Source organism: Bartonella sp. AP40SXNS (genome assembly GCF_042195825.1).
GTDB lineage: Bacteria > Pseudomonadota > Alphaproteobacteria > Rhizobiales > Rhizobiaceae > Bartonella.
On sequence record NZ_JBHIPB010000013.1, the window covers coordinates 13572 to 38445 of the forward strand.

16 protein-coding genes, 1 pseudogene and 1 riboswitch are annotated in these 24874 nt (G+C 37.9%); of the genes and pseudogenes, 8 read left to right on the forward strand and 9 right to left on the reverse strand.

Annotated elements, in window-relative coordinates:
• Positions 1 to 75: 75 nt before the first annotated feature.
• From ACFILZ_RS08100 to ACFILZ_RS08115, 4 genes are all read right to left on the reverse strand, one after another.
• The gene (locus ACFILZ_RS08100) at positions 76 to 1107 is read right to left on the reverse strand and encodes an aspartate-semialdehyde dehydrogenase (RefSeq protein WP_375610817.1); all 1032 of its coding nucleotides are present in this window, start codon (positions 1105 to 1107) and stop codon (positions 76 to 78) included.
• Positions 1108 to 2368: 1261 nt separating this feature from the next.
• Positions 2369 to 2626 (reverse strand): XRE family transcriptional regulator, encoded by a 258-nt coding sequence (locus ACFILZ_RS08105; protein ID WP_375610825.1) that lies wholly within the window; start codon positions 2624 to 2626, stop codon positions 2369 to 2371.
• 1071 nt (positions 2627 to 3697) lie between these two features.
• Complete coding sequence (locus ACFILZ_RS08110; RefSeq protein ID WP_273791466.1) at positions 3698 to 3904, reverse strand: Trm112 family protein; 207 nt, start codon at positions 3902 to 3904, stop codon at positions 3698 to 3700.
• A 13-nt stretch (positions 3905 to 3917) separates the two neighbouring features.
• Positions 3918 to 4580 (reverse strand): LON peptidase substrate-binding domain-containing protein, encoded by a 663-nt coding sequence (locus tag ACFILZ_RS08115; RefSeq protein ID WP_375610818.1) that lies wholly within the window; start codon positions 4578 to 4580, stop codon positions 3918 to 3920.
• 445 nt (positions 4581 to 5025) lie between these two features.
• Positions 5026 to 5123, forward strand: a riboswitch (glycine riboswitch).
• 136 nt (positions 5124 to 5259) lie between these two features.
• Here ACFILZ_RS08115 and gcvT point away from each other — a divergent pair.
• From gcvT to gcvP, 3 genes are read left to right on the forward strand one after another with little or no spacing between them, the layout of a single operon-like run.
• Positions 5260 to 6372 (forward strand): glycine cleavage system aminomethyltransferase GcvT, encoded by a 1113-nt coding sequence (gene gcvT, locus ACFILZ_RS08120; RefSeq protein WP_375610819.1) that lies wholly within the window; start codon positions 5260 to 5262, stop codon positions 6370 to 6372.
• A gap of 6 nt (positions 6373 to 6378) precedes the next feature.
• Positions 6379 to 6747 carry a glycine cleavage system protein GcvH gene (gcvH, locus tag ACFILZ_RS08125; RefSeq protein ID WP_375607353.1) on the forward strand — a complete coding sequence of 123 codons (369 nt, stop codon included), beginning with the start codon at positions 6379 to 6381 and terminating at the stop codon, positions 6745 to 6747.
• Between the two features lie 5 nt (positions 6748 to 6752).
• Positions 6753 to 9548, forward strand: a complete 2796-nt coding sequence (gcvP, locus tag ACFILZ_RS08130) for an aminomethyl-transferring glycine dehydrogenase (protein ID WP_375610826.1) — start codon at positions 6753 to 6755, stop codon at positions 9546 to 9548.
• A gap of 1535 nt (positions 9549 to 11083) precedes the next feature.
• On the opposite strand, the gene alr is transcribed toward gcvP, so the two are convergent.
• Complete coding sequence (alr, locus tag ACFILZ_RS08135) at positions 11084 to 12199, reverse strand: alanine racemase (RefSeq protein WP_375610820.1); 1116 nt, start codon at positions 12197 to 12199, stop codon at positions 11084 to 11086.
• A gap of 1076 nt (positions 12200 to 13275) precedes the next feature.
• On the opposite strand from alr, the gene ACFILZ_RS08140 reads away from it, so the two are divergent.
• Together ACFILZ_RS08140 and ACFILZ_RS08145 are read left to right on the forward strand one after the other, a co-directional pair.
• On the forward strand, positions 13276 to 14103 hold the full coding sequence (locus ACFILZ_RS08140; RefSeq protein WP_375607351.1) for a ferredoxin--NADP reductase: 828 nt from the start codon (positions 13276 to 13278) through the stop codon (positions 14101 to 14103).
• Positions 14104 to 14121: 18 nt separating this feature from the next.
• Positions 14122 to 14568 (forward strand): annotated as a pseudogene (locus ACFILZ_RS08145) (ferredoxin--NADP reductase); the annotation flags it as partial.
• On the opposite strand, the gene eda reads toward ACFILZ_RS08145, so the two are convergent.
• The gene (gene eda, locus ACFILZ_RS08150) at positions 14547 to 15212 is read right to left on the reverse strand and encodes a bifunctional 4-hydroxy-2-oxoglutarate aldolase/2-dehydro-3-deoxy-phosphogluconate aldolase (protein WP_375610821.1); all 666 of its coding nucleotides are present in this window, start codon (positions 15210 to 15212) and stop codon (positions 14547 to 14549) included. The pseudogene ACFILZ_RS08145 and the gene eda overlap by 22 nt on opposite strands.
• A gap of 115 nt (positions 15213 to 15327) precedes the next feature.
• On the opposite strand from eda, the gene ACFILZ_RS08155 reads away from it, so the two are divergent.
• From ACFILZ_RS08155 to ACFILZ_RS08165, 3 genes are all read left to right on the forward strand, one after another.
• Complete coding sequence (locus ACFILZ_RS08155) at positions 15328 to 16245, forward strand: rhodanese-related sulfurtransferase (protein WP_375607349.1); 918 nt, start codon at positions 15328 to 15330, stop codon at positions 16243 to 16245.
• 1728 nt (positions 16246 to 17973) lie between these two features.
• The gene (locus ACFILZ_RS08160; RefSeq protein ID WP_375609695.1) at positions 17974 to 19107 is read left to right on the forward strand and encodes a type III PLP-dependent enzyme; all 1134 of its coding nucleotides are present in this window, start codon (positions 17974 to 17976) and stop codon (positions 19105 to 19107) included.
• Positions 19108 to 19181: 74 nt separating this feature from the next.
• Positions 19182 to 19766 carry a GNAT family N-acetyltransferase gene (locus tag ACFILZ_RS08165; protein ID WP_375610822.1) on the forward strand — a complete coding sequence of 195 codons (585 nt, stop codon included), beginning with the start codon at positions 19182 to 19184 and terminating at the stop codon, positions 19764 to 19766.
• 1584 nt (positions 19767 to 21350) lie between these two features.
• On the opposite strand, the gene ACFILZ_RS08170 is transcribed toward ACFILZ_RS08165, so the two are convergent.
• The 3 genes from ACFILZ_RS08170 to ACFILZ_RS08180 all read right to left on the reverse strand — a co-directional run bounded on the left by ACFILZ_RS08170 (position 21351) and on the right by ACFILZ_RS08180 (position 24606).
• Complete coding sequence (locus ACFILZ_RS08170) at positions 21351 to 22922, reverse strand: DHA2 family efflux MFS transporter permease subunit (protein WP_375610823.1); 1572 nt, start codon at positions 22920 to 22922, stop codon at positions 21351 to 21353.
• A 24-nt stretch (positions 22923 to 22946) separates the two neighbouring features.
• The gene (locus ACFILZ_RS08175) at positions 22947 to 24041 is read right to left on the reverse strand and encodes an HlyD family secretion protein (RefSeq protein WP_375610824.1); all 1095 of its coding nucleotides are present in this window, start codon (positions 24039 to 24041) and stop codon (positions 22947 to 22949) included.
• 172 nt (positions 24042 to 24213) lie between these two features.
• The gene (locus tag ACFILZ_RS08180; RefSeq protein WP_375607344.1) at positions 24214 to 24606 is read right to left on the reverse strand and encodes a Fur family transcriptional regulator; all 393 of its coding nucleotides are present in this window, start codon (positions 24604 to 24606) and stop codon (positions 24214 to 24216) included.
• Positions 24607 to 24874: the final 268 nt, after the last annotated feature.

Consider the following 24874-nt stretch of genomic DNA (forward strand, 5'->3'; position numbering starts at 1 on the left):
AGCTGTTAAAAAAGCCGGACTTTTTAACAGACCGGCTTTGTATAAGGTTCCTTGTCTTGTCGGACAGGAAGATGATTAATTTATCGACTTTGGCTTGATCAAATTACGAGAAATGAGCAATTCAGCAATTTGAACGGCATTCAATGCCGCTCCTTTTCTTAAATTATCGGCGACAACCCAGAAAGCTAAACCATTTTCAACGGTGATATCTTCACGAACACGGCTAATAAAGGTATCATCTTCTCCGGTACCTTCATAAGGTGTGGTATAACCACCATCTTCGTGTTTATCGATAAGCTGACAGCCTGGTGCATCGCGGAGGAGCGCTTGTGCTTCAGATGCGCTTAGTGGTTTTTCAAATTCAACATGGACAGCTTCGGCATGACCGATAAAGACAGGAACCCGAACAGCAGTGGCTGTTAATTTAATTTTCGGATCGAGAATTTTTTTTGTTTCCACGGTCATTTTCCATTCTTCTTTTGTATAACCATCTTCCATGAAAACATCGATATGAGGAATGACATTAAAGGCAATGCGTTTAGTGAATTTTTTTGATGTAATTGGATCTGCAACAAAAACTGCACGTGATTGTTCGAAAAGTTCGTCCATTCCTTCTTTACCAGCTCCAGAAACAGACTGATATGTAGAGACAACAACACGTTTAATGATTGCAGCATCATGGAGAGGTTTTAAAGCTAAGACCAGTTGAATTGTTGAACAATTAGGATTTGCTATAATATTACGCTTAGAAAAGGCATTTATAGCTTCGCCATTGACTTCAGGGACTATCAACGGAACATTGGTATCATAGCGCCACGTGGAGGAATTATCGATGACGACACAGCCGGTAGCAGCGATTTTAGGGGCGTATTCTTTGGAAATGCTCCCTCCTGCAGACATAAGACAAAAATCTGTGTCTGAAAAATCGTAAGTATCCAGTGCTTTTACTTTTAAAGTTTTATCTCCATAAGAAACTTCTTGTCCTAATGAGCGTCGTGATGCGAGAGGGACAATTTCATGCGCAGGAAAACCACGCTCTTCTAAAATTGTAAGCATTTCACGACCAACATTGCCGGTTGCGCCAACAATTGCAACTTTAAAACTCATTTTCTATACTCCTCATGTCTCTCCACGTTTATTCCCCGTGCTATACTCAGGAGAGAGTGAGTTGGTCAAGGAACATCGTTAAATTATATTTTTGATTTTCAACAACTCAATTTTGTGCACACCAATCATTATCGTTAGCACAATAAATTGTTTTATTTCAAATGATACGTCTCTTTTAATCTTTCAGAATTGAAAAAATTGAATATTTTACGCTAAACTATTACCTCTTTAGAGAGCACTTTAATTAAGTGAATTCCTTATCTTCTGTCAATGTTTACCTTCATACTTTTGAATTTTTTAAAGATGGTATTACGTATCGCGTTGGTTGAATCTTTTAATACTTTATTTGTTAATTGTTGAATTATTTGATTTTCTCCCTATGCCTTTAAAAGCGAAACTTCCTATTACAGTCTGTAAACAGCTAGATTCTAGCGGCTTCCCATTTTTCACTTAAACTAAAGGCTCAACAAGCAGGCCTAAAAATATTTCAAAAGATATTGGGTATCTAAAAAACATTTGAATGTTTCAAGGAGGTATGCGTGCTTCATATCCTCATACCTTAAATGATAGAATTCATAGCACAACAGAATAAACTTAAGTATTCATATATATAAATTCTTATGAAATTTATACATATATTTTTCGTGTCTATTTTTTACTTTATATTTCTTATTTTTACTTTAATAATATTATGATATAAAATATCATTATTTGGAGTATGATGGTATAAGATCTTTAAGCTTTCTCGATATATTTAAGTGTTTTTTAGTGTGTGGGAATATTCTTAGGCTTGTTTGGCAAGCCTTTTTTAAGTGACTTATATGAGTGGAAAGCCAGCCGTTGAACACTCCCATATTTATGTTTAATAAAAGAGCAAGTTAGCACCATCATCCATTTTTCCAGCACCCAATGTCGTTACAGCTCTTGGTATATGAGACTTTTCAATAAGAGGTAAGCCTTTTTGTACATTTTTACTCACACGCCAACTTTGCTTGTAATGTGCAAACAAGAGATTTTGATTGATTCAATATAGAACACGTTTGAAATGAAAGAATTTTACGATATTCGGAACACTTATTCAATATCAATAACGTTAGATATATGATTATAAATCAAAGTGCTATTTCTAAGTTAAACTCGTTAGAATTCAGATTATTTACAAATCAGATTAGATTAAGCATTTTCATTCTCATGAGGTGTGGGGAGATAGGCAAAATTCTTGTCAAGATTATTAAGGACTTTGATTATCCTTGCGGTGAATTTATGAAAATAAGGGGTTATTTTTTTCATCAGAAATCAACTGCAAAATTGCTCTTTGTTTTTTGCGGGTCAGTATTCTGAAATTTTTTAAAAGTAAATATTCTGCTTTGCTTGCTATTCTGTCATCACAATGATAGAGGTTCTCTTCTTTTTTTGCGCCATCAGCATAAAAGAAGGAAACGGGAACATCTAATATATGAGCAATTTCCTGTAAACGTCTTGCACTTACGCGATTTAAGCCTTTTTCATATTTTTGGATTTGTTGAAATGTTACGCCTAAATGACTTCCTAATTGTTTTTGAGAAAACCCCCATGACGTTTCTTCTGAAGCGAATTTTTTTGCCTAAAGAAATATCGTAAAAATGTAGATTTTTAGCTTTCACTTGATGTCCCCACCGGTTGCGAGCGCCCTCGCATTAGTATTCCGGGGTCTGGAAGTGCTGACTCAAAACAGCCTCTTGCTTTTAGTGCTGAAAGCACTTGGACATAACAAGAGCCCCCGGAAATTCCGGGATATCCGCAAAAGCGGTTTTATTTCTAGTTTGAGTTTTTCGGGCTTCCAGACCCTATTTGATTGTTGCGTATACAACCAAAAACACAAGCCTCCTTCATAAGGCAATTACTTTCAATCGTCAATTGAAATTACAACAGTGTTTCTTGTTTATTTTTTCAAGTTTTCACGTAATTAATGCGTGTATTATACATAAAAATATTGCTTGAGATACTTTAGATACTTTTAAAAATTGTAAAGCGGAATTAAAGGGTGATGGCAAGGTAATGGGGTGATTTTCTCCTTTACGATTTTATGTTTTCTCTCCCAAATTAGGTTGCGTCTTCGTTTCAAAGATTATGCAAACAGATAAATATTCTTGTCTTCTATATGGTATACAGAAGATGATACAGCTTATCGTTTTTATTCATCTTAAATTGAGGTATCTCAAACATGTTGCTCGTAAATAGTATAAATTAAAGTCCATGAAATATAACAATCTTTATGTTTAATATAATAAACTTCATTCACTTGGGTTGATTCAAAATGTTATTATGGCCTTTGTATTTAAAAGGTTCATAAGAGCCATTTTTATTCCCTTTTTAATTATTTTTATTCAGATGCTTGTGTTGTGCAAGCGAATGGTTTTGATTGCTTTAGTATGAACAGGCTGGAATGAGAGAATCTGGTGATATTTTTGGCTTTTGTTACAAGGTGTAAAGCGATATAAATATCTTTATTGTAAAACGCTTTTTTTCAGAATTCGTCAATACTTGAGATATCATATTGATAGAGGCTTGATAACAGTGGGCTTGTAGAGGGAAATTGCATGAGGATTTTTTATTTTTTATGCGTTATTTCTTCATTGTTTTGTAAAGGGCGCGCTTCTGAGGCAAGCATAATGGGAACGCCATCACGAATAGGGTAGGCAAGTTTGGCTTTGAGAGAAATGAGCTCTTGTGTTTTTCGGTTGAAAGAGAGCGTGCCTTTCGTCATTGGGCAGACGAGCAATTCGAGCATTTTGGGATCTGTGGTCATTTTTTTCATGTTTGGATATTCATTAGTTTAAGCGGTAATCTGTTCCTGTTTGTTTCATGAGCGAGCGTTCTGTTAATGCAAGAAGAGTTTGGGCACGGCTTTCGATATCTGGAGCTTCAAGGAGAGCTTGTTTTTCTGCTGGTGTAAAGGGGATAAGGGCAGAAAAAGCATTAACCAATATAGGTGTAGGGGCTTCTATGATGCTGCTCCAATTATATTCCATTTCATGGATGGTTAGATATTTTTCTACAACGTCGAGTAAGTTCTCTCGGTTAATGCTTTCTTCAATATCAAATTCTTGCAAGTCTTTTATGTTTGATTGGATGAGAGCTGTTCGATAGGATTTTGTGTTTTTCAATTCTTGTTCTAAAGTGAAGCGGCAAACACCTTGTAAGATAATGAACAGTTGTCCATTTCCTGTTTCACTGTAGTTTGTAATGCGCCCTATACAGCCTGTTTTATAAAGTTGTGTAGAGAAGCGATCTGTATCCGATGAAAGTGGTTGAATAATGCCCAATAGACGATCAGTTACCATAACATTTTCAATCATTTCAAGTGATTCTGGTTCAAAAATGTTAAGTGATAAAAAACCACCGGGTAGTAAGAGTGCACCTTCTAAAGGAAAAAGAGCAATTTGCTTTGGAAGATCATTTTCGCAATTGTAAGAGATATTACCAGCTTTCATGAGTATTTTGTCACCTTTGTTCGGTAGTTTTAGTATGTAAATAGTCGCTATTTATGACACTATTGAGAAAGCAGAAAACCTACTTCTTGTGCATTAAAATCATACTTATAAAATATTTGAAGTCCTTATTCTCAAAAAGAATATGAAACCCTATCTTTAAGGTTGAACTGTGCGCGAAAGAATATTGCTTGCGATCTTTTTAGTGTGTGACGTTTTGCATGATTTTCAAGAGGTATTTTTGTTTATAGCTTTTGATTTTTGTCTTAAATTTCCTAAAATGTGTTCCTTGCAATTTTTGTAAGGTTCAAAAGGATAATATTATAAATCTTTTGAAGCAGCTTATGCAAGTTTTAAAATGAGAGTATTTTCATCACTTTACTAATGACAGTGTGATAAAGATAGGCTATAGGTTTAAATATGCTGGAAAGAGCGTTATCGTTTCTTTCATTCTTTTGCGGGAGAGTGCAGATTGCAAATTTTCGCATTGCCGCCGAAGGGGAAATAGCCCATAATCTCTCAGGCTTTAAGGACCGTAAAAGGAAGAAGGCAGATCTGGAAAGTCGGGAGAACCCGCGCCGAAGGTGTAAGCGGAAAATTTTTTCGCGAGTCTCTCAGGTTGATGACAGAGGGGGCAGAGACGACCATATTCTGTGGGCGTTAGCGCAGCTTTGGAGTTATTATGGGCACAGCACAAGAAACATCTTTTTTAAAAACACTTCCTTTATATGATTTGCATGAAAAAGCAGGAGCAAAATTTGGTGCTTTTGCGGGCTGGAACATGCCTTTAACTTATCCTCTTGGCGTTTTAAAAGAGCATCTTCATACGCGTGCACATGCAGGACTTTTTGATATTTCTCATATGAAATTGATTGCGGTTGAAGGGGCACAAGCCGTGGAATTTTTGTCCTATGCTTTTCCCATTGATGCAGCAGCTTTAAAGATTGGACACTCACGGTATAATTATTTGCTTAATGAGCAGGCTGGTATTCTTGATGATCTTATCATTACCCGTTTGGAAGAGGGCCGTTTTATGTTGGTCGCCAATGCTGGGAATGCACAGGCTGATTTTGTAGAATTGGAAAAGCGTGCGGTTGATTTTGAATGTCAAGTGATTGCCCTTGAAAGGGTATTGCTTGCGCTTCAAGGTCCTGAAGCGGCAGCTGTTCTTGCTGATGCGGATTTGCCAGGGAATGAATTGTTCTTTATGCAAGGATTCGAACCACAACAGGATTGGTTTATAACGCGTTCTGGTTATACGGGAGAGGATGGTTTTGAAATTGCTTTGCCTATAGGGCATGCGCATATGTTGGCTGAAAAATTGCTGAGTGATTCTCGTGTTGAGTGGATTGGACTTGCAGCACGCGATAGCTTGCGGTTGGAAGCGGGGCTGTGTTTGCATGGAAATGATATTACCCCTGATACGACACCTATTGATGCGGCTCTAACATGGGCTGTTCCTAAAAGTGTTCGAGAAAAAGCACAATTTTATGGTGCAAAGGCTTTTCTTGAAGCACTGCAAAAAGGACCTGCTCGTTGTCGTGTTGGATTAAAACCGCAAACGCGACAACCTATTCGTGCCGGTGCGGTGCTTCTTGATGATCAAGGTAATGAGATTGGCGTTGTAACATCAGGTGGTTTTGGTCCTTCTTTTGAGGGGCCTGTCGCGATGGGTTACGTTCCTGTTGATTTTAAAGTTGAAGGAACACAAGTCTTTACAGAACTGCGAGGCAAAAAGATTGCACTATCAGTTCATTCTCTTCCCTTTGTTGAACAACGTTATTTTAAAGGATGATTTTTTATGTCTAAAACTTATTTTACACAAGACCATGAATGGCTTAGAGTTGAAGGACAAGTAGTGACTGTTGGGGTTACGCATTATGCGCAAGAGCAATTAGGGGATTTGGTTTTTGTTGATTTACCACAAAGTGGAACAAAACTTTCCAAAGGAGAGGCGGCGGCTGTTGTGGAATCAGTGAAGGCGGCTTCAGATGTTTATGCTCCTCTTGATGGTGAAGTGGTCGAAAGAAATGAAACATTGGCGGATAATCCTGAATTGGTAAATCAAAAAGCCGAAACAGAAGGCTGGTTATGGAAGATGACATTGCAAGATGAAACTCAACTGGACGAGTTGTTAGATGAAGATGCTTATAAGGCTTTGATTGGATGAGTACCATGATCGAGCGTTCTTTTTCTTCTCGACATATTGGGCTTCGTCCTGATGAAACACAAAAAATGCTTGATGTTTTAGAGCTTGATAGTGTTGAGACACTCATTTCTCAAGCTGTTCCACACTCTATCCATTTGGGACGTTTATTGAATCTTCCAGAGGCCGCTAGTGAAGGACAAGCCTTAGAAGAACTCTCCAAGATGATGGAGCGTAACCATGTGCATAAAAGTTTTATTGGGCAAGGATATCATGGAACTTATGTGCCTCCGGTTATTTTACGAAATCTGTTTGAAAATCCTGCTTGGTATACTGCTTATACGCCTTATCAAGCAGAAATTAGCCAGGGTCGTTTAGAGCTTTTGTTTTATTTTCAGACATTGGTTAGTGAACTAACAGGTTTGCCTGTTTCTGCTGCTTCCCTTCTTGATGAAGCAACTGCTTTAGCTGAAGCCAATGCCCTTGCTTTTCGCTCTTTCCGTGAGAAAAAAACAAAAATTTCTCTTCAGAGTCTTTTACATCCTCAAACTTTGAGTGTTGCGCAAACGCGTGCTGAAACACAAGGGATTCAGATTAGCCAAAATGGCGAAATTGATTCCGATACAGCGGCAATTGTTTTATCTTGGCCAGATACAAAAGGTTCTTTTCATGATTACAGTGAGATCATAAAAGAGGCAAAGGAAAAGGGAGCTTTAGTTATCGTTGTAGCTGATCCTTTAGCGCTTACCCTTCAGGAGCCACCTGCTCAATGGGGGGCAGATATCGTTGTTGGCTCTATGCAGCGTTATGGCGTTCCGATGGGATTTGGTGGTCCACATGCTGGTTACCTTGCTGTGAGTGATGCGTTAACGCGTCTTATTCCAGGGCGTATTGTTGGTCAATCCGTGGATACCAAAGGACGCGTTGGTTTTCGTTTGGCTTTGCAAACACGTGAACAACATATTCGGCGCGATAAAGCGACGTCAAATATTTGTACAGCGCAGGCTTTGTTGGCTAATATGGCAACCGCTTATGCTGTTTGGCATGGGCCAAAAGGCTTACAAGAAATTGCGCAGCGAATTCATCATTTAACATGTCGTTTTGTTGCTGGTTTAGAAGCCGCAGGGGTTCATGTTGAAGGGAAAAGCTTTTTTGATTGTGTGAGTATTTCTGTTAAGGGAAAAGCACGAGAAATTGCGCATCAAGCCAAAATAGGTGGGCGCCTTATTCGTGTTCTCGATGATGACACTATTGCAATCAATTTTGATGAATTATCGACAGAAGAAGATGCTGGTGCTTTAGCGCAGCTTTTTGGGGCACAACTCGTTGATAAGGTTTCTCCACGACTCTTTGGAAAAAAACGGGATGCTGCTTTTCTTTCTCAGCCTTTTTTTCATGCGGTTCATTCAGAGACAGATATGATGCGCTTTTTGCGTCGTTTAGCGGATAAGGATTTGGCGCTGGATCGCGCTATGATCCCTCTTGGTTCTTGTACAATGAAGCTTAATGCCGCGGCTGAATTAATGCCTGTAAGTTGGGCTAGTATGGCCAATATACACCCCTTTGTTTCACAAGAGGATGCAGCGGGATATTTGGAGATGATCAACCAGTTAAATGCGTGGTTGTGTGAAATTACAGGATTTGCGCAAGTTTCTTTTCAGCCAAATTCTGGTGCTCAAGGGGAATATGCTGGGCTTTTGGCTATCCGACGATATTACCAATCACGGGGAGAGCATCAACGTACAGTTTGTCTTATTCCTGCATCTGCGCATGGTACCAATCCAGCCTCGGCCCATATGGCAGGGATGGAAGTCGTTGTGGTAAAATGTTTAAGCGATGGTGATGTTGATGTAGACGATCTCAAGATGAAAGCGCAATTGCATAAAGATAAATTGGCTGCTCTTATGATTACTTATCCTTCAACCCATGGTGTTTACGAGGAAAGCATTAAGGAAATTTGTTCTATTATTCATGAAAATGGCGGACAAGTTTATTTTGATGGTGCTAATCTCAATGCCCTTGTGGGTCTTGCTCGTCCTGCGGATATTGGCGCTGATGTTTGTCATATGAATCTTCATAAAACATTTGCCATTCCCCACGGGGGGGGTGGTCCTGGTATGGGACCAATTGGTGTTGCAAAGCATCTCAAACCATTTTTACCAGGTCATGAACAGGATGGGACAACACATGCGGTTTCGGCTACTCCTTATGGAAGTGCGTCTATCCTTGCGATTACATGGATGTATATTCGAATGATGGGGGCTGATGGCTTAAAATATGCAACACAAATAGCCATTTTAAATGCCAATTATATTGCTGCACGTCTTTCACCAGTTTATTCCATTCTTTATCGGGGCAAGCATGGGCGTGTTGCGCATGAATGTATTGTGGATACACGCGTGTTGAAAGAGCAGTATGGGGTGAGTGTTGATGATATTGCAAAACGTCTCATTGATTATGGATTCCATGCGCCCACGATGTCGTTTCCTGTTCCGGGAACTTTGATGATTGAGCCAACGGAATCAGAACCAAAAGCAGAGATTGATCGTTTTTGTGATGCTTTACTCTCTATTGCTGAAGAAGCCAAAAAAGTTGGGAATGGGGTTTGGCCAAAAGACAATAATCCATTGGTGAATGCCCCTCATACAGTGGCGGATACTTTAGATGATGCTTGGGTGCGACCCTATTCGCGACAAGAAGCTGCTTTTCCCAACAGTTCTCTTGATCCAGCCAATAAATATTGGCCTCCTGTATCGCGTATTGATAATGTCGCGGGAGACAGAATGCTCATTTGTTCGTGCCCGCCATTGGGAAACACCTATTAAATAAAAAATATATATTTAATTTGTTTATTTGCATGAACGAAAAAAGCCCACACATTTTGTGTGGGTTTTATGTTTATTGATCATGTTGCTATGGTGTTATTTGTCTATTTTCTAGAACTTTGCATTGTTTTTTTATAACATGAGAAAAATCGAAAAAGTCGACAAAAAAGCTGTGTTTTGTCGGCAATAGGCATGCTCTCCTTTGCCTTCTACCGTATGACATGGTTTTAGTGACTAGGCCATCGGTCTAGCCAGCTAATCATGTAAACGAGAGCGAAACCTATGAGGATAGGTCACGTCTGTTGCATGTGTTGTGACATACTACTTCTCACTAAGGTGACGACGACTGGTTGTAGAAAGAATAAAATCAATTTTAGTGTTTTTGATGATAAAGACACGCGAAATTCTGTTGTTGCATCTTTTCGAGTCAAAAATTGTCTAAATATTTCTCTTTAATCTGCTTTTTATAAATATGACGCAAAAATATATAAGAACATCTGTTAGAATGAGCAAACGCAAAGCCAAATGTATTATGGGTATTTTTTACAAGGTGTCTTATAAAAAGCCGGCACATCTTTCCACTTCATTGCAAGTCAGTTTGTGACTTTACGGCGCTGTTTTCCTAAGAGCTCGTGTGCTTTAGCTGTTTCCTGTAAATCAACATCCAAACTTAACGCAGCGAAATTTTTTGAGCCAGAGATTGAGAAAAAAGAGCTTTATGAGTAGTTTCTGCTTTTGTTTGTCAGATGAGGGCGAGGGAATTGCGTATTTTTGTTGACGTAACCTTTTAAACTGGAAGACAATCTAATTTTGGAAAAATGTAAAGCCGTAAAGATAAAAATCAATCCTCAGTTTATCATCTCCTTTTAATTCAGCTTTGCGGCTTTCAAAAGCATTTAAAGCAATGTTTTTTAATAATAGGGATTGCACATTGCTCCATGCTTTTATTTATTGTGTTCTTTAGTGGGGGCACGATCCTCATGTGAAACAGAACGCTCCAAAAAGAATATACTTGGGTTGTTAATTCAGATGTTTGTTTTAAAGACACATTTCGCTCCTAATCCCATTTCGCGACGGCGCTTGTGAATGGTGTAAGGGTAAATCTATTGATCCCCCAATCTTTACGCTTCATAACGGAGTAAGCCGGCACTATCATACATTTTGCCAGCGCCTAATGTTATAGCTCTTGGCACTATGGTTCATAAGAGGCATTATTCTTTTCTTAAATCATTTTTATCTACACATAATCCAGTTTGTGGTATGCAAGCGAATGATTTTAATTGGGAAATTAATTTTAAAAAATTTGTAGTAGATTCTTTTTTGTCAATTTATGGGGAAAGGTTAAGTTTTTGTATTTTAGATGAAAGCTACTTCCATAAAATAGTCCATCAACTTGTCTGTTTTGAGATTTCTGTGAATGTACGGTGTCTGTGACCATTCTGTGTGGTTGATTGTTGTAAAATCTTTTGTAAAAGCCCCTCAATTTTCTAAAATGATGATTTTTATCAATTTATTTCTTTATGGCTAAAGAGTTTTTATGTGTAAATGTATTTATAGCGTGGTCCAAGAGATGTTAGAATTTCATTGGGAAGGGTATCGGCATCTATAGATACTTTTTCAAGTGTTTGATGGGGACCAATGAGTTCTACCCAGTCACCAGTTTGAGGTTTTTGTTCAAGATCGGTCGTATCTACAATAATGGAATCCATAGAAACCCGCCCAACCATGGGAAGTTTGTGCCCGTTGAAATAAACAGTTCCTTTATTCGAAAGAGCACGGAGCCAGCCGTCTGCGTAGCCTATAGAAATGGTTGCAAGAGTGCTTGGTCTGTTGGTTATAAAGCTTTCTGCATAACCAACAGGTGTATCTACATCAACAACACGGTTTTGAATGACTTGGGCTTCAAGTTTTAAAACAGGTTTCAAAGGTGATGGGTGTTTTCCCCGCGGATCAACTCCGTAAAGTGCAATGCCTGGACGAACAAGATCAAAATAAAAATCTGATCCTAGAAAGATACCTCCAGAATTGGCAAAGGAAGCTCTACAGGTTGGTAGTTGCGCAAGGGCAGTTTTGAAAGAAGTTAATTGGGCATAATTTGATGGGTGGGTATCATCTTCTCCGTTAGCAAGATGACTGAGAATATATTTTATGTCTGCTTTTTCGAAAATTGTAGGGTGTTTGATGAGCTTTTGTAATTCTTTTTGATCAAGTCCTAATCGGTTCATATGGGTATCGATTTGAACAATTGCTGGAAATTTTTTATCTTTTTTTTGACAAATTTTTTGCCAATTTTCAATGGCATTCCAAGAGTTCAAAACCGGAACAATACCAGACTGTGCGACAAACTCTTCTGCTAAGTGTGGAAGTCCATTCAGAATGGCAATCATGACATTTGATGGTAAAATGCTTTTTAATTGGAGTGCTTCTCTGATTTGTGCGACAAAAAAAGTGCGACAACCAGCTTGATAAAGGGCAGGAGCAATTTTGTGAATGCCTAATCCATAAGCATTTGCTTTTACAACTGCTGAACATTCTGTTGGGGCTACACGTTTGGCTAAAGTGATATAATTGGCAACAATGGCACTGACATCAATGGTTGCGACAGCTGCATAGAGTGATGTATTTATTTCATCATTAACGGAATTTTTCATTTTAAAATCTTATCTGTATTCGTGAAATACGCAGTTTTCTTTGGTTATTTTATAGAGGTTGCTTATGAGAGATGAAAGATACTGTTTGCTACGGTCAAAATCATAAGAAGCCTATACTGCCATTAAAGTCGTTTTTTATGTAAAATGCTACTCTGGATATAAGAGATACTTTAGTTTTATTTGTGTTGTTATCAACATGGTGTTTTCTGATAATTTGTGAAGCATAGATTTTTATTTTTTTTATTTATTTTTAATTGAGGCTTCTTAAAAAAGAAAGCATAGTTTATTGTATTGTATCATTTTGAAGAGTGCAATGTTAGACTATTGTTGCTGGTATGATTGTTTTGATTAAATATTGCATTGGCTGCTTATTTAGAGAAGGTAAAATGATTAAATTAACCACGTTAAATCAATGCATTACAAGTTTTTACCATAAAGGGGAAGATCACTCATCTGTGTAATTTTGGATGTCATCTTATGCATTTAAAGTTACTTTTGTTAAATGGGAAAGAGTGTATAAACACTTTCTGATACATCAATAGCTGTTGATTTGGACATTATTTCTTTTCAAGATGAAGTGGGAATACGATATTTGCTTTTTATCGTTTGATTGGTTTTTAGTGAAATCAATTTATCGATCATAGAAGGTGTTCGACTCATTTATTTATGGAAAGGGCAGTGTAAAAAGGTCAGTAAAGAAAACAATGGATGTAATGCCGAAAACTTTGTTGTGGAGTCGTGCGTTTATCGTTCAATCCACAGATGTTTTTTCTCTCTTAATTTTAAGGTTTTCGGTTATAAATTTTGCAAAGAGAATAAAGTGTTGTAGCGGTACACTGTATACTATGCATTATGTGTTAAAGTGGAAAAGAGTACCGTGATTGCTTAACACTCGATGTTTTTGTTTCTCTTTGAATATGATTTGTATTCACATTTTTTTCATTCGATTAATTTTGACATAAAAGTGTTAATCTTAAGGCTTTTGGTTTAAGAAAATTGTTGGCAGATGATTATACAAGGATTATATCACGTCAGGGATTCGAAATTTAATAGTCAATAAAGATATGGGGAAGAGTATGAATACGTCTGCTACCAATGTTCCGTCAAACATCAGCAGCGTTGCAAATTTTCCGATTCCTGCGAATGTATTCGCTCTTACTGTCCAAGAGGTTTTTCACTATACAGATCGATTATTTAAATTTCGCCTGAATCGTCCGGAAAGTTTTCGTTTTCGTTCAGGTGAATTTGTTATGATCGGTTTGCCAAATGCAGAAAAGCCAATTTATCGTGCTTATTCGATTGCAAGTCCTTTTTGGGATGAACAGCTTGAGTTTTTTTCGATAAAAGTTCCAGGAGGGCCATTAACCGAGCATCTCCAAAAAATTAAAATTGGTGATACAGTTCTCATGCGTAAAAAATCTACAGGAACGTTGGTTCTTGATGCTCTTATTCCTGGAAAACGTCTTTATCTTCTTTCAACTGGGACGGGGATTGCTCCTTTTGCAAGCCTTATTCGTGATCCTGACACTTATGAAAAATTTTCAGAAGTTGTCCTTATTCAAACAACGCGCGAAAAGAATGAGTTAATTTATGCAAAAGATCTTGTTTCCTCTTTGCAACAAGATCCACTCATTGGAGAGTATGCACAACAGTTGAGATTTTATCCTATGACGACTCGTGAACCTTCTGAGCATATGGGCCGTATTACGACTGTTATGGAAAGTGGAGATTTTTTTGAAACAACAGGCCTTCCTAAAATTCATCCTGATGAAGATCGGGTGATGATTTGTGGTTCCATGGCAATGTTAAAAGATTGCGCAAGGATGTGTGAAGGTTTTGGTCTTGTTGAAGGGGCTAACAATGCCCCTGCTACTTATGTTGTAGAGCGCGCTTTTGTGGAGTAATGAGTGGGAAAATTGGTGCTTTATCTTCTTTCAAACCGGTACGGGGTTTTTCCTTTTGCAAGCTTTATTCGTGATCCTGACATTTATGAAAAATTTGCAGAAGTTGTTCTTATTTAAATAACGCGAGAAAAGAATGGATTAATTTGTGCAAAAGATCTTGTTTCCTCTTTGCAACAAGATCCACTCATTGGAGAGTATGCACAACAGTTGAGATTTTATCCTATGACGACTCGTGAACCTTCTGAGCATATGGGCCGTATTACGACTGTTATGGAAAGTGGAGATTTTTTTGAAATAAGTGGCTTTGAAACAACAGGCCTTCCTAAAATTCACCCTGATGAAGATCGGGTGATGATTTGTGGTTCGATGGCAATGTTAAAAGATTGCGCAAGGATGTGTGAAGGTTTTAGTCTTGTTGAAGGGGCTAACAATGCTCCCGCTACTTATGTTGTAGAGCGCGCTTTTTTCGATAGAGAGGAGAGTTGTGTTGCAGTATGCGCTAATGCAGTAATCGAATCCCAATCACTTATTGCGATGAGCGGTTGGGGTGCTATCCAAGAACCACCAACGCAGAAGACATTGGGTAGTTGGAGCCATTGTATTGCACTTTTTTGTGTAATACCGCCTGTTGGGCAAAACCGGATATCAGAGAAGGGAGATGCTAAAGCTTCGATGAATGAAATACCTCCAGCAGCTTCAGCTGGGAAAAATTTAAGATATGAATAGCCTTTGTTTAATGCTTGCATGAGTTCACTTGGGGTCATTGCAGCGGGAAGAAGGGGAATTTCACTATTTTTTGCACAATTGATTAATTCATTGGATAATCCGGGGCTTACAATAAACTTTGCGCCTGCTTGTTCGGCTTGCTCGTAGTGTATCGTGTTGAGAACTGTTCCGGCTCCAACAATTGCTTCAGGGACTTCTTGTGTGATTTTCTGAATTGCTTTGAGGGCATTTGGTGTTCGCAAGGTGATCTCAATTGTTTTTAATCCACCTTTGACAAGAGCGCGTGTTAAAGGTACAGCACTTTGTAGATTGTCAATGAGCAAAACAGGTATAACAGTTTGTCCTTGGAGATATAATAAAAGCTTTTCTCTTTTTTGGCACATGATATTTTTTCTTCTTGGAGATGATATTATTTGTATCGTTTGATTAAGCACAATATGTTAAAGAGTACATGAATAAATCTTGAAATTGAATGAAACGCGCGTTATGGCAAAACACATGGAAAAGAATTTTAAAGTTGCTGCACTTTATTGCTTTGCAGATTTGAAGCATTATCGTCAATTACAAAAACCTTTGCAGGATTTATGTCAAGCAAAGGATATCAAAGGAACCCTCCTTTTAGCACAAGAGGGAATTAATGGAACTGTTGCTGGTTCTTGTGCTGCGATTGAGGCATTGGTGGATTTTATTGTGGCGGAGCCAGCGTTTCAAACGCCGGAGATTAAATATTCATGGGCATCAAAGATGCCTTTTCATCGTATGAAAGTGCGGTTGAAAAAAGAGATTGTGACAATGGGGGTTGAAGGTGTTGATCCGCTAAAAGTTGTTGGTACTTACGTCGATCCTGAAGATTGGAATGCTCTTATTCAAGATGAAGAGACAATTTTGATTGATACACGGAATGACTATGAATATGCGATTGGGAGTTTTCAAGGAGCGATTGATCCGCAGATTAAAACATTTCGCGAATTTCCTGAATGGGTGCGTAAACATGAGGCTGATTTAAAAAAGAAAAAGAAAATTGCCATGTTTTGTACAGGTGGTATTCGGTGTGAAAAATCAACAGCTTATGTTCGTGATCTTGGTTATGAGCAAGTCTACCATTTAAAAGGTGGCATTTTAAAATATTTAGAAAAAATTCCAAAAGAAAAAAGTTTATGGTGGGGTGAGTGCTTTGTTTTTGATGAGCGTGTTTCTGTTCAACATGGTCTTGAAGAATGTGGACGCGAATTATGTCGCGCATGTCGTTCTCCTCTCAATACTGAAAGCAAGTTATCGCCTCATTATGAAGAAGGTGTTTCCTGTGACGCTTGTTATAACACACGCAGTGAAGCTGATAGAGAACGCTTTCGTGAGCGCCATAGGCAATTCCAATTGTTGAAGTTGCGGGCAATTGATTCTCATCAAGGGACATAACGATATCGTCGTGTAGGGATTTAAATTCTAGCTTTTTTCTCTTAAATTTAAGAGAGAAGCGTTTTTAATATTGGTAGAAAAGTTTTATAAGACCGGATGTTGTTCGGTCTTTTTTTTACGTTAATTTGTTGATTTACAAATAATGATTATAGATCGTTTGCTCTTCTTGATTTTATAGGAGTGAGTTCTCCAATATTGTTCATTTTAAAATAAAAAAGCTGTTTCCCAACAGCGCAGAGGAGCGGGATCTATAGTTTTAAGAGAAGAGTGTGTGAATGAATAAGATATGATTCACGAGAGAAGATAAAAGAGCAGCAGCAAAGTTAAGAGAAATAGAATGATAATAGGAGCTTATGATTTTAGAATTTCATATAGTACATTGATTTATAAATGATAATTTAGTTAAATTTGAATAAAAGAGTTCAATATTGTGAACTTTATTGCTTTCAGATTAGATGAGAACGAATCGCGTAAAACTCATTCACTTGTACGTTGCAAATGGGAGCAACGTGTGGACAAAAATCATTTTAGATAAGGTGTTATGAAACATTTCAATGGAGGAGTTTCTGCAATATTGGAAGTTGGCAGATAAAACGGGGACGTTAGTTATGTCACTTCATAAACATAAAGATGGTGATATGCCGTTGATCTATATCATATGAGCTATATTATACGGGGAATTCTTCATGATATTTTGCTTAAGCGATGTTGTGAAATAGATGTAGAAGCAGGGATGTTTTTAAGATGTAGATGAGAAAGATAATGGCGTTTTGTGGGGAGATATCATGTTTTTTAAAGATGATGGTGCTTTAGTCGATCCCCGCCCTGTTTTCCATGTTACTAGTCCTTGCATTTGAGGGGATATATTAAGGGGGAATTTTACTCTTTTTTTCAATTGTTTTTTATTCATATATTGTTTTCTGCTTGTGATGCGCAAGAGAATGATTTTTCTTGATTCATTACTAAGGGAGGGAAATGAGAGAATTTTATGATGGGATTTTTGTTTAAGAGCAAAATAATAAATTATCGTTATAAATTAATGTGTTGAGTAATTTATTTTGTGTTATTTTCTGCTGCAGATATTAGGAGATAGAATAGGGTAAAGAAACGAGGGGCTTTTAAAGCAAGATAGTGCTTGATGTCGTACGGATGGTGTAAGGGGGGAATCCTATGAAAGCAGAGGGATGGTTTTGTCTGTTAGAGGAGGAGAGTGTTGTTTTTTCGCATCATTTTATCTTTAAGAATTAAAAAATGTTTAAAATTAAAAAAATGATTGAAATGAGAAAGGATTCGTTTTATAGGATGCCTTGCCCAAAGTCGCACGTGCCTGTGGGTGTCCGCTGGTTCTCAAATGGTGAGATTAACCGGTACGGTACCTGGAACTAACCGCTCCAGTCATTCTTACAGCCAATTGCAAGAATGAGGACATCTTGAAGCAACGACGGTGCGGGCCTTTCTGGTGTCTTCCAGTTTTTAAATACTGGGATAACTATAGAGGCACACCTCATTGCCTTCAGTGCGGAAGTGGTTTTCTCAACTCCAATCAAAAAGGCAGATAAAATAGAATAACGCGGCTTCGCGCTGTTCTTTCGCTGCATGCAATGCTAATTTCTGATTTTTTGTAATCAGAATGGGGATAGTTGTTGTGTGTTTTTTGTCCTTTAGCTTTTGGCAGTTTTGGCTGTCTAAGCGTAGAGTGAGGAAGCTTTTCCTCAAGGAGAATTGCAGATGGCAACACAACGTATTCGCGATTTTCTTGCAACACATCGTTCTGAAGGTCCATGCTTAATTGTTGACCTTGATGTTGTTCGTGACAACTATTTAAATTTTGAAAAAGCTCTACCACAGTCTCGTATTTTTTACGCAATAAAGGCAAATCCAGCTCCTGAAATCTTGCGTTTGCTGAGTTCTTTAGGATCTTCTTTTGATGCAGCTTCTGTTGCAGAAATTGAAATGGCTTTAAAAGCAGGAGCAACGCCAGAGCGTATTTCTTTTGGAAATACGATTAAAAAAGAGCGTGATATTGCGCGAGCATATGCATTGGGTGTTTCACTTTATGCAGTTGATTGTGTTGAAGAAGTGGAAAAAATTGCGCGTGTTGCTCCAGGAGTGCGTGTTTTTTGCCGTGTTCTTACCGATGGAAAAGGTGCAGAGTGGCCATTGTCACGCAAATTCGGTTGTGTCCCTGCTATGGCGGTTGATGTGCTAAGACGGGCACACCAATTAGGTTTGCAAGCTTATGGTGTTTCTTTTCATGTTGGGTCGCAGCAGGTTGATTTGAGTGCGTGGGATCGTGCTTTATCAGATGCTGCTACAGTATTTAAGCGTTTGGAACAAGAAGGCATTTCACTGAAATTGGTGAATATGGGAGGCGGTTTTCCAACCCGTTATTTGAAAGATGTTCCTACAGAGCAAGCTTATGGTACCGCTGTTTTTGATTCATTGAAAAAGCATTTTGGTAATCGTATCCCTGAGACGATTATTGAGCCAGGGCGTGCAATGGTTGGCAATGCTGGTGTTATTCGCACAGAAGTTGTTTTGATATCTAAAAAAGCTGACAATGATAATGTACGATGGGTTTATCTTGATATTGGGAAATTTAATGGCCTTGCTGAGACTATGGATGAGGCTATTCGTTATCCCATTGAGACACCTCATGATGATAAGGTGATGGAGCCTTGTATTTTGGCTGGACCAACATGCGATTCGGCAGATGTGCTTTACGAAAAAACACCTTATCCACTTCCTCTATCTCTAACGATAGGAGATGAGATATTGATTCATGGAACTGGTGCTTACACAACAACTTATGCATCTGTTGCTTTTAATGGTTTTGAGCCTTTACGATCATATGTGATCTGACGTTTCTTTTTGACGATAGGGTTATTAGACTTTTGCGATGCTTGTCATTACGCTATAAGAGGGCGGTTATAGAGATGAACATGATTAATTTTCGAACAAAAAATGGGGCATGTTTTACACTTTTATTGGAGCAAGAAGCCGATAAGCCTTATCGAGAAATTTTGCTTGATTCAACGATGGGGTATGGACGTAAACGTAAATCATCAGAGACTTTACGGCGTGGTCGGCTAGCTGCTCAAGGGCTTTCTTTTGTGGTTAAAAATGCTCTGGGAGAGCTTGTGGGAAGTGTACGTCTTTGGCATGTTTCTTTTTTTAAAGAAAAAAATGAAACACAACATGCTTTACTCTTGGGACCTTTGGCTGTTGCCGCTGAATGTGCTGGTATGGGAATAGGATCAATTTTAGTCCGCCATGCAATTGAAACAGCAAAAAAATTGGGATATGGCGCTATTTTATTGGTAGGGGATTTTGAATTTTATCAACGTTTTGGCTTTTCAAATCGCTTAACAGAAAATTTGGCAATGCCTGGTCCTTACGAAAAACATCGGTTTCAAGCGTTGGAACTGATACCAAACTATCTTGCTGGGTGTTATGGCACTTTGGCTCCTAGTGGAGAACGAGCCGTTACAAGTCGTTTTCAGCATCATAAAGTGGCTTGAAGATTGTATTTATTGCGTTTGCAACAGTGCTGGCATTGAGGTGGGTTATACTGTTTTGATTAGTGTCAAAATGTTGATGCGGTACAAATTTTGGGGGTCGTTGCATTACGATTGTGTTATAAAGCCTTTTCTTTATGTGACAGGTTTCTTATTTTTAATAATTTCAGTTAAGTGACTAGAAATATATTAAAAGCGCATTTTTTTTGAAATAGCGTCATATTTTACAGGATTAAAGGAAACATATTTTTGAGTGGTTTTGTATTCTTTTAAAGCCGGTATCATCATACAATTTTTTAGTTCTCAATATCGTTGGTAGATCTTGCATAGAAACGATTCGGTATTTTACTCTTTTTTAAACCGTTTTTATCTCTCTGCTTTTTGTGCGCAAGGGAATAGTTTTGATTGATTCATCATGAACAGGTTTTAAATAGGAAACTCTCACAATATTCAGATTGCTCATTATAATAGACAACATCATAAATTATGATTATAAATCAATGTCATGACTACGATAGCTTTTCGTTTATACCACTGAATTTTTCACATCAGAAATGATTATTTGCCTATCGGGAAGAGAATCTTAGAAGCCTTTCTAAAGTATTTGGAGGTGGATTCAATAGCGACGAATGTGCGTTTTTGAGAGGTTAAACAAGTGTCTAGACGTTTACTATTGAAGATGTGAGGGAATTTCTGTCATTAACAGTTGTGGAGCCACCATGGTAAGATTAGGGCATAGAAGGGGATCATTCATTGATCAATTTTATTCAAAAAGAGAGATATTTTAAGAAATTTTATACAATTTTAGTGCATATCGAAAGAGAAGAGGCTTTAAGAAAGAAAAATACGCGGCAGTAGAATCAAAACTGTAAGTATTAGCTTCTTTAAAAGGGCGTAAAAAATAAAATTACATGTTTAAAAGCTGCTTTTTTGAAAAAACTCTCCATTACTTTTTTGCTATCAAGACAACTTGTTTTGCAATTGGCATGAGAGTGTCGAGTAGAGGATGATTTTCTCATTTCAATTTTTTGCATTCAGAAACAACAAAACGTTATCCTGTACATTGTAAGGAAAATGGATACATGAGAAAAAATCACAAGAATCTCTTTTATAAATGACCTCAAAAAGGAGGGCTCCCATGGGGGAGAAAGGAAAAGGGAAGGGTGATGTGAATATTCTCGTAAGCATCACAAGAGTGAAGCATAAAGAATCGTACAGGATCGTTTTTGTGAGGGGAGTAGCGTAAAGCGGGATTGACGGATAGAGTAGAGATTTAATGATAAGCACACATATTCTTTTAATCTTTTGTGCCCTATGGTGATAAATCAAAAATCTGATAGAAATAGCTGCTTTATCTTTATAGTGTGGAGCATGTTAGGTAAGCTCTTTGTTTATTATCATCTAAAACAATTTTTATATGCGAGACGTTATTTTAAAAGTGCGTAAAGAGCTCGCATTGAAAAGAATTTTTATCAGAAGAATCATTTAGAATCACATGTTAGTTTATATTGTCTCTTGAGAAGAGATAAAGTGAAAAAATCGAGGAAAGTGATAAAGATCAAAAATATTCTTCAATTTTAATGAATCTTAGTGTCTTGGTGGTGAATCCATGAGGGATGGTATTTTTTTGAGAAACATGGTCATAAATGTCAAAACACCAAAGATAATGGTTATGATAAAGAAAATATCACTAAAAGCCATAATCATTGCTTGTATGCGTACTATATTAAACAATTGAGAAAGAGCAAGAGTGTAGGAATCAAAGGTTTCTGTTTTGAATAATAAAATAAGCTTTGAAAGCATTTCAGTTGCTTGTCTGTTTGCGTGGTTAAGTGTTTCGGCTATTCGTTCATAATGAAAGTCTGTGCGTTTTGTCATGAGAGTGCTGATAATGGCAAGCCCTACAGCACCACCTAGATTCCGTGTGAGATTAAAGAGTCCAGAAGCATTTTGCATTCGTTCTGGTGGAAGTGTTCCCAAGGCAATATTATTGATAGGAACCATACATAACATTACAGAAGCACCACGGAAAACTTGCGGCCAAAAAAGCTGCCAAAAATCCCACTTATCTGTGATAGCGCTAGCCATCCAAGTGCCTATTGCAAAACCAAAAAGTCCTATTGCCATCATTAAACGTGCATCTATTCGTGCTGAAAGGAATCCTGCAAGGGGAGCAGTTAATAACATGACGAATCCTGAAAGAAACAATGTTTCTCCAATCATCAGGGCATCATAATGGCGGATTTGGCTTAAATAGACAGGATAAAGGTACGTGAGTCCATAAAGACCTATTCCCAAAGAAAAGGAAAAAATGGATGCAGCTGAAAAATTAAAATTAGAAAAAGTAGAGAGATCTACAATGGGTTCTTTTGCTGTAAAAGCGCGCCAGAAGAATAAGGTTGCAGCAAGAATCATGATAATAAATAAATTCCGAACCAGCTCATCATTCAGCCAATCATGACGTGCGCCTTCTTCTAGTACATACTCTAAAGTTCCTAGAAAAACAGCCATAGAAATGAGCCCCAACCAGTCAAATTTAGCCATGAGAGATGGATCTGCTTTATCAAAATCAATCAATTTCCAAGCGAGAATTGAAATAATAATCCCAAAAGGCACATTAATGAGAAAAAGCCAGTGCCATGATAAGATATGACAGAGATAACCTCCGACCGTTGGACCAATAGTGGGGGCTAATGTTGCGACTAGTCCAACAATAGGGGTAACAATTGGGCGTTTGGAAGGAGGAAAAAGAACATAAGAGGCGACAAAAACACTTGGGATAATTCCTCCACCAATAAAACCTTGCAATGCACGGTAGATAATCATCTCTCCAATAGATGTTGCTGTTGCACAAAGAACAGAAGTAATCGTAAACCCGATCGCTGATATGGTGAAGAAAACACGTGTTGAAAGCAATCGTCCTAAGAATCCAGAAAGGGGCAACATGATGACTTCAGCGATGAGATAGGAGGTTTGAACCCATGAAATTTCTTCAGAGCTCGCAGAAAGACCAGCTTGAACTTCGGCTAAAGAGGAGGCAACGATTTGTATATCCAAAATGGCCATGAACATGCCAAAGGCCATAACTATAAAAATCACAATGCTACGGATTTCTATACGCTCTTGAGACTGTATGGGCTTTGGTATTGAAGATGTCATAATAATGAGGTCATTTGCTTGTTATTATAAGAGACTTTTATCTTGTGGTTTTGTACGTGTATCAACTTCTACTGAAACACTCATTCCTGCTCGGATATGTCCGGTCTTTAAGACTTCTTCTGGAATAGAAATACGTACGGGAATGCGTTGGACAATCTTTGTAAAGTTACCGGTAGCGTTTTGTGGAGGAAGAAGAGAAAAAACAGCACCTGTTGCCGGTGAAATAGAAAGCACTGTTCCTGTAAAGACCTCCTTTTTGAAGGCATCAACAGAAATATAAGCCTTTTGTCCCGCATGAATATTTTGCAACTGTGTTTCTTTATAGTTTGCTTCAATATAAAGTGCATGTATGGGGACTAACGCTGCAAGACGTTGGCCATTTACAACAAAATCTCCCGTTTTTGCTGTTAAATTTCCTATGATTCCATCAAATGGCGCGCGTATAATAGTTGAATCAAGATCACGTTGTGCTTTTTCACGTGTGAGCTCTAAACTCTTTGTTTGGCTTTCTGTTTCACTTCGTTGTGCTTCTAGCACTTGGATATTGGCGCGTGCTGCAGCGATTTGTGCATCTGCACGGTTAACATTTGCGATAGCTTGTTCATAAGCTGATTTGGCATCATCAACATCAGATTGAGGGGCATAACGATTGGCTTTCAGTTCTGTTACACGTTTTAAGGTGAGTTGTGCATTGGTTGCTATGGCTGAAGCGGCTGCTTTTTGCGCTTTTGCATCATCTAAAGCACTATGAGCGGCTGTGATTTGTGCATCAATGCGTAGAAGTGTTTTTTTCTGTGTGTCAAGATGCGCTTCTGTTTGATCCAAGGCTATTTGATAATCACCATTGTCTAAGTAAAATAAAACATCGTCCTTTTTTACAACTTGGTTGGCTTTAATGGCAATTTTTTCAATATATCCATTTAATTTAGTCGCAATAGCGGCTATATCTCCTTGCACATAGGCATCTTCAGTAGATAACATATAACGCCATTGCGTTACCCATTTGTAGCTAAACCAAAGCACAAAAAGTGCAAAGACAATAAGAAGGGCTTTGATTACTTTTTTTTGTTTCGTTTTATCGAGATTTTTTGTTGAAAAAATTGTCTCAGATACGGACATGATTTATACTTTCAATATTTATGTTCCAACGAGTATAATAAGTCTATCACTACAGGGTAGGGTGATATACATGCAAGAGCGATAAGAGCTTTTCAAACAAAGGCGATCCCTGGTACATAATGCTAAATATATAAACTTGCAAGTTAGAGATCTTGTTTTCAAGTTAGCGGTCTTATTTTATTGCGCATTTTTTACAAAGACCTCGTACTTCTAGGGTGCTTTTATGTGCTTGGAAGTCAACAGCTTGAACCATCTGTTTTAAACTCGTTACAATCGTTTGATTTTGTATTTCGTTGACTGTGCCACAGTTTTCGCAAATTATAAACGTTGTAAGTTCATGTTGACAGTTTTCAGGGTGTAAACAGACCACAAAGGCATTTACACTTTCAAGACGATGAATACACTTTAACTGTACGAGTTTTTCTAACGCACGATAAACTTGGAGAGGTGCACGAAAACCTTCTTCGCGTAAGTGATTGAGAATCGCATAAGCACTTAAAGGCCCTTTTGCATTTTTTAAAGTGTTTAAAACCAATGTTTGGTTACGCGTCAGTTTAGATGACATTGATACCTTCCTTTTGCTCTTAAGGGAAAGCATAAAGCGTGTAGGCCGTTTATGCAATGGTGATTATAGAATAGGCCCTTTAACATGATACGCGTCGTGATATATAAGAAGAGTTGTAACTGTTGTGAGAGAAGGGAGACTTTGGGATCTGGAAGCCGCCGTGAACATACAATATACTGATTTATAATGATAATTAATCGTTGTTCATATTGAATGAGAATCCCGAATATCGTAAGATTGTCTCATTTCAAATCTGTTTATCTTGAAT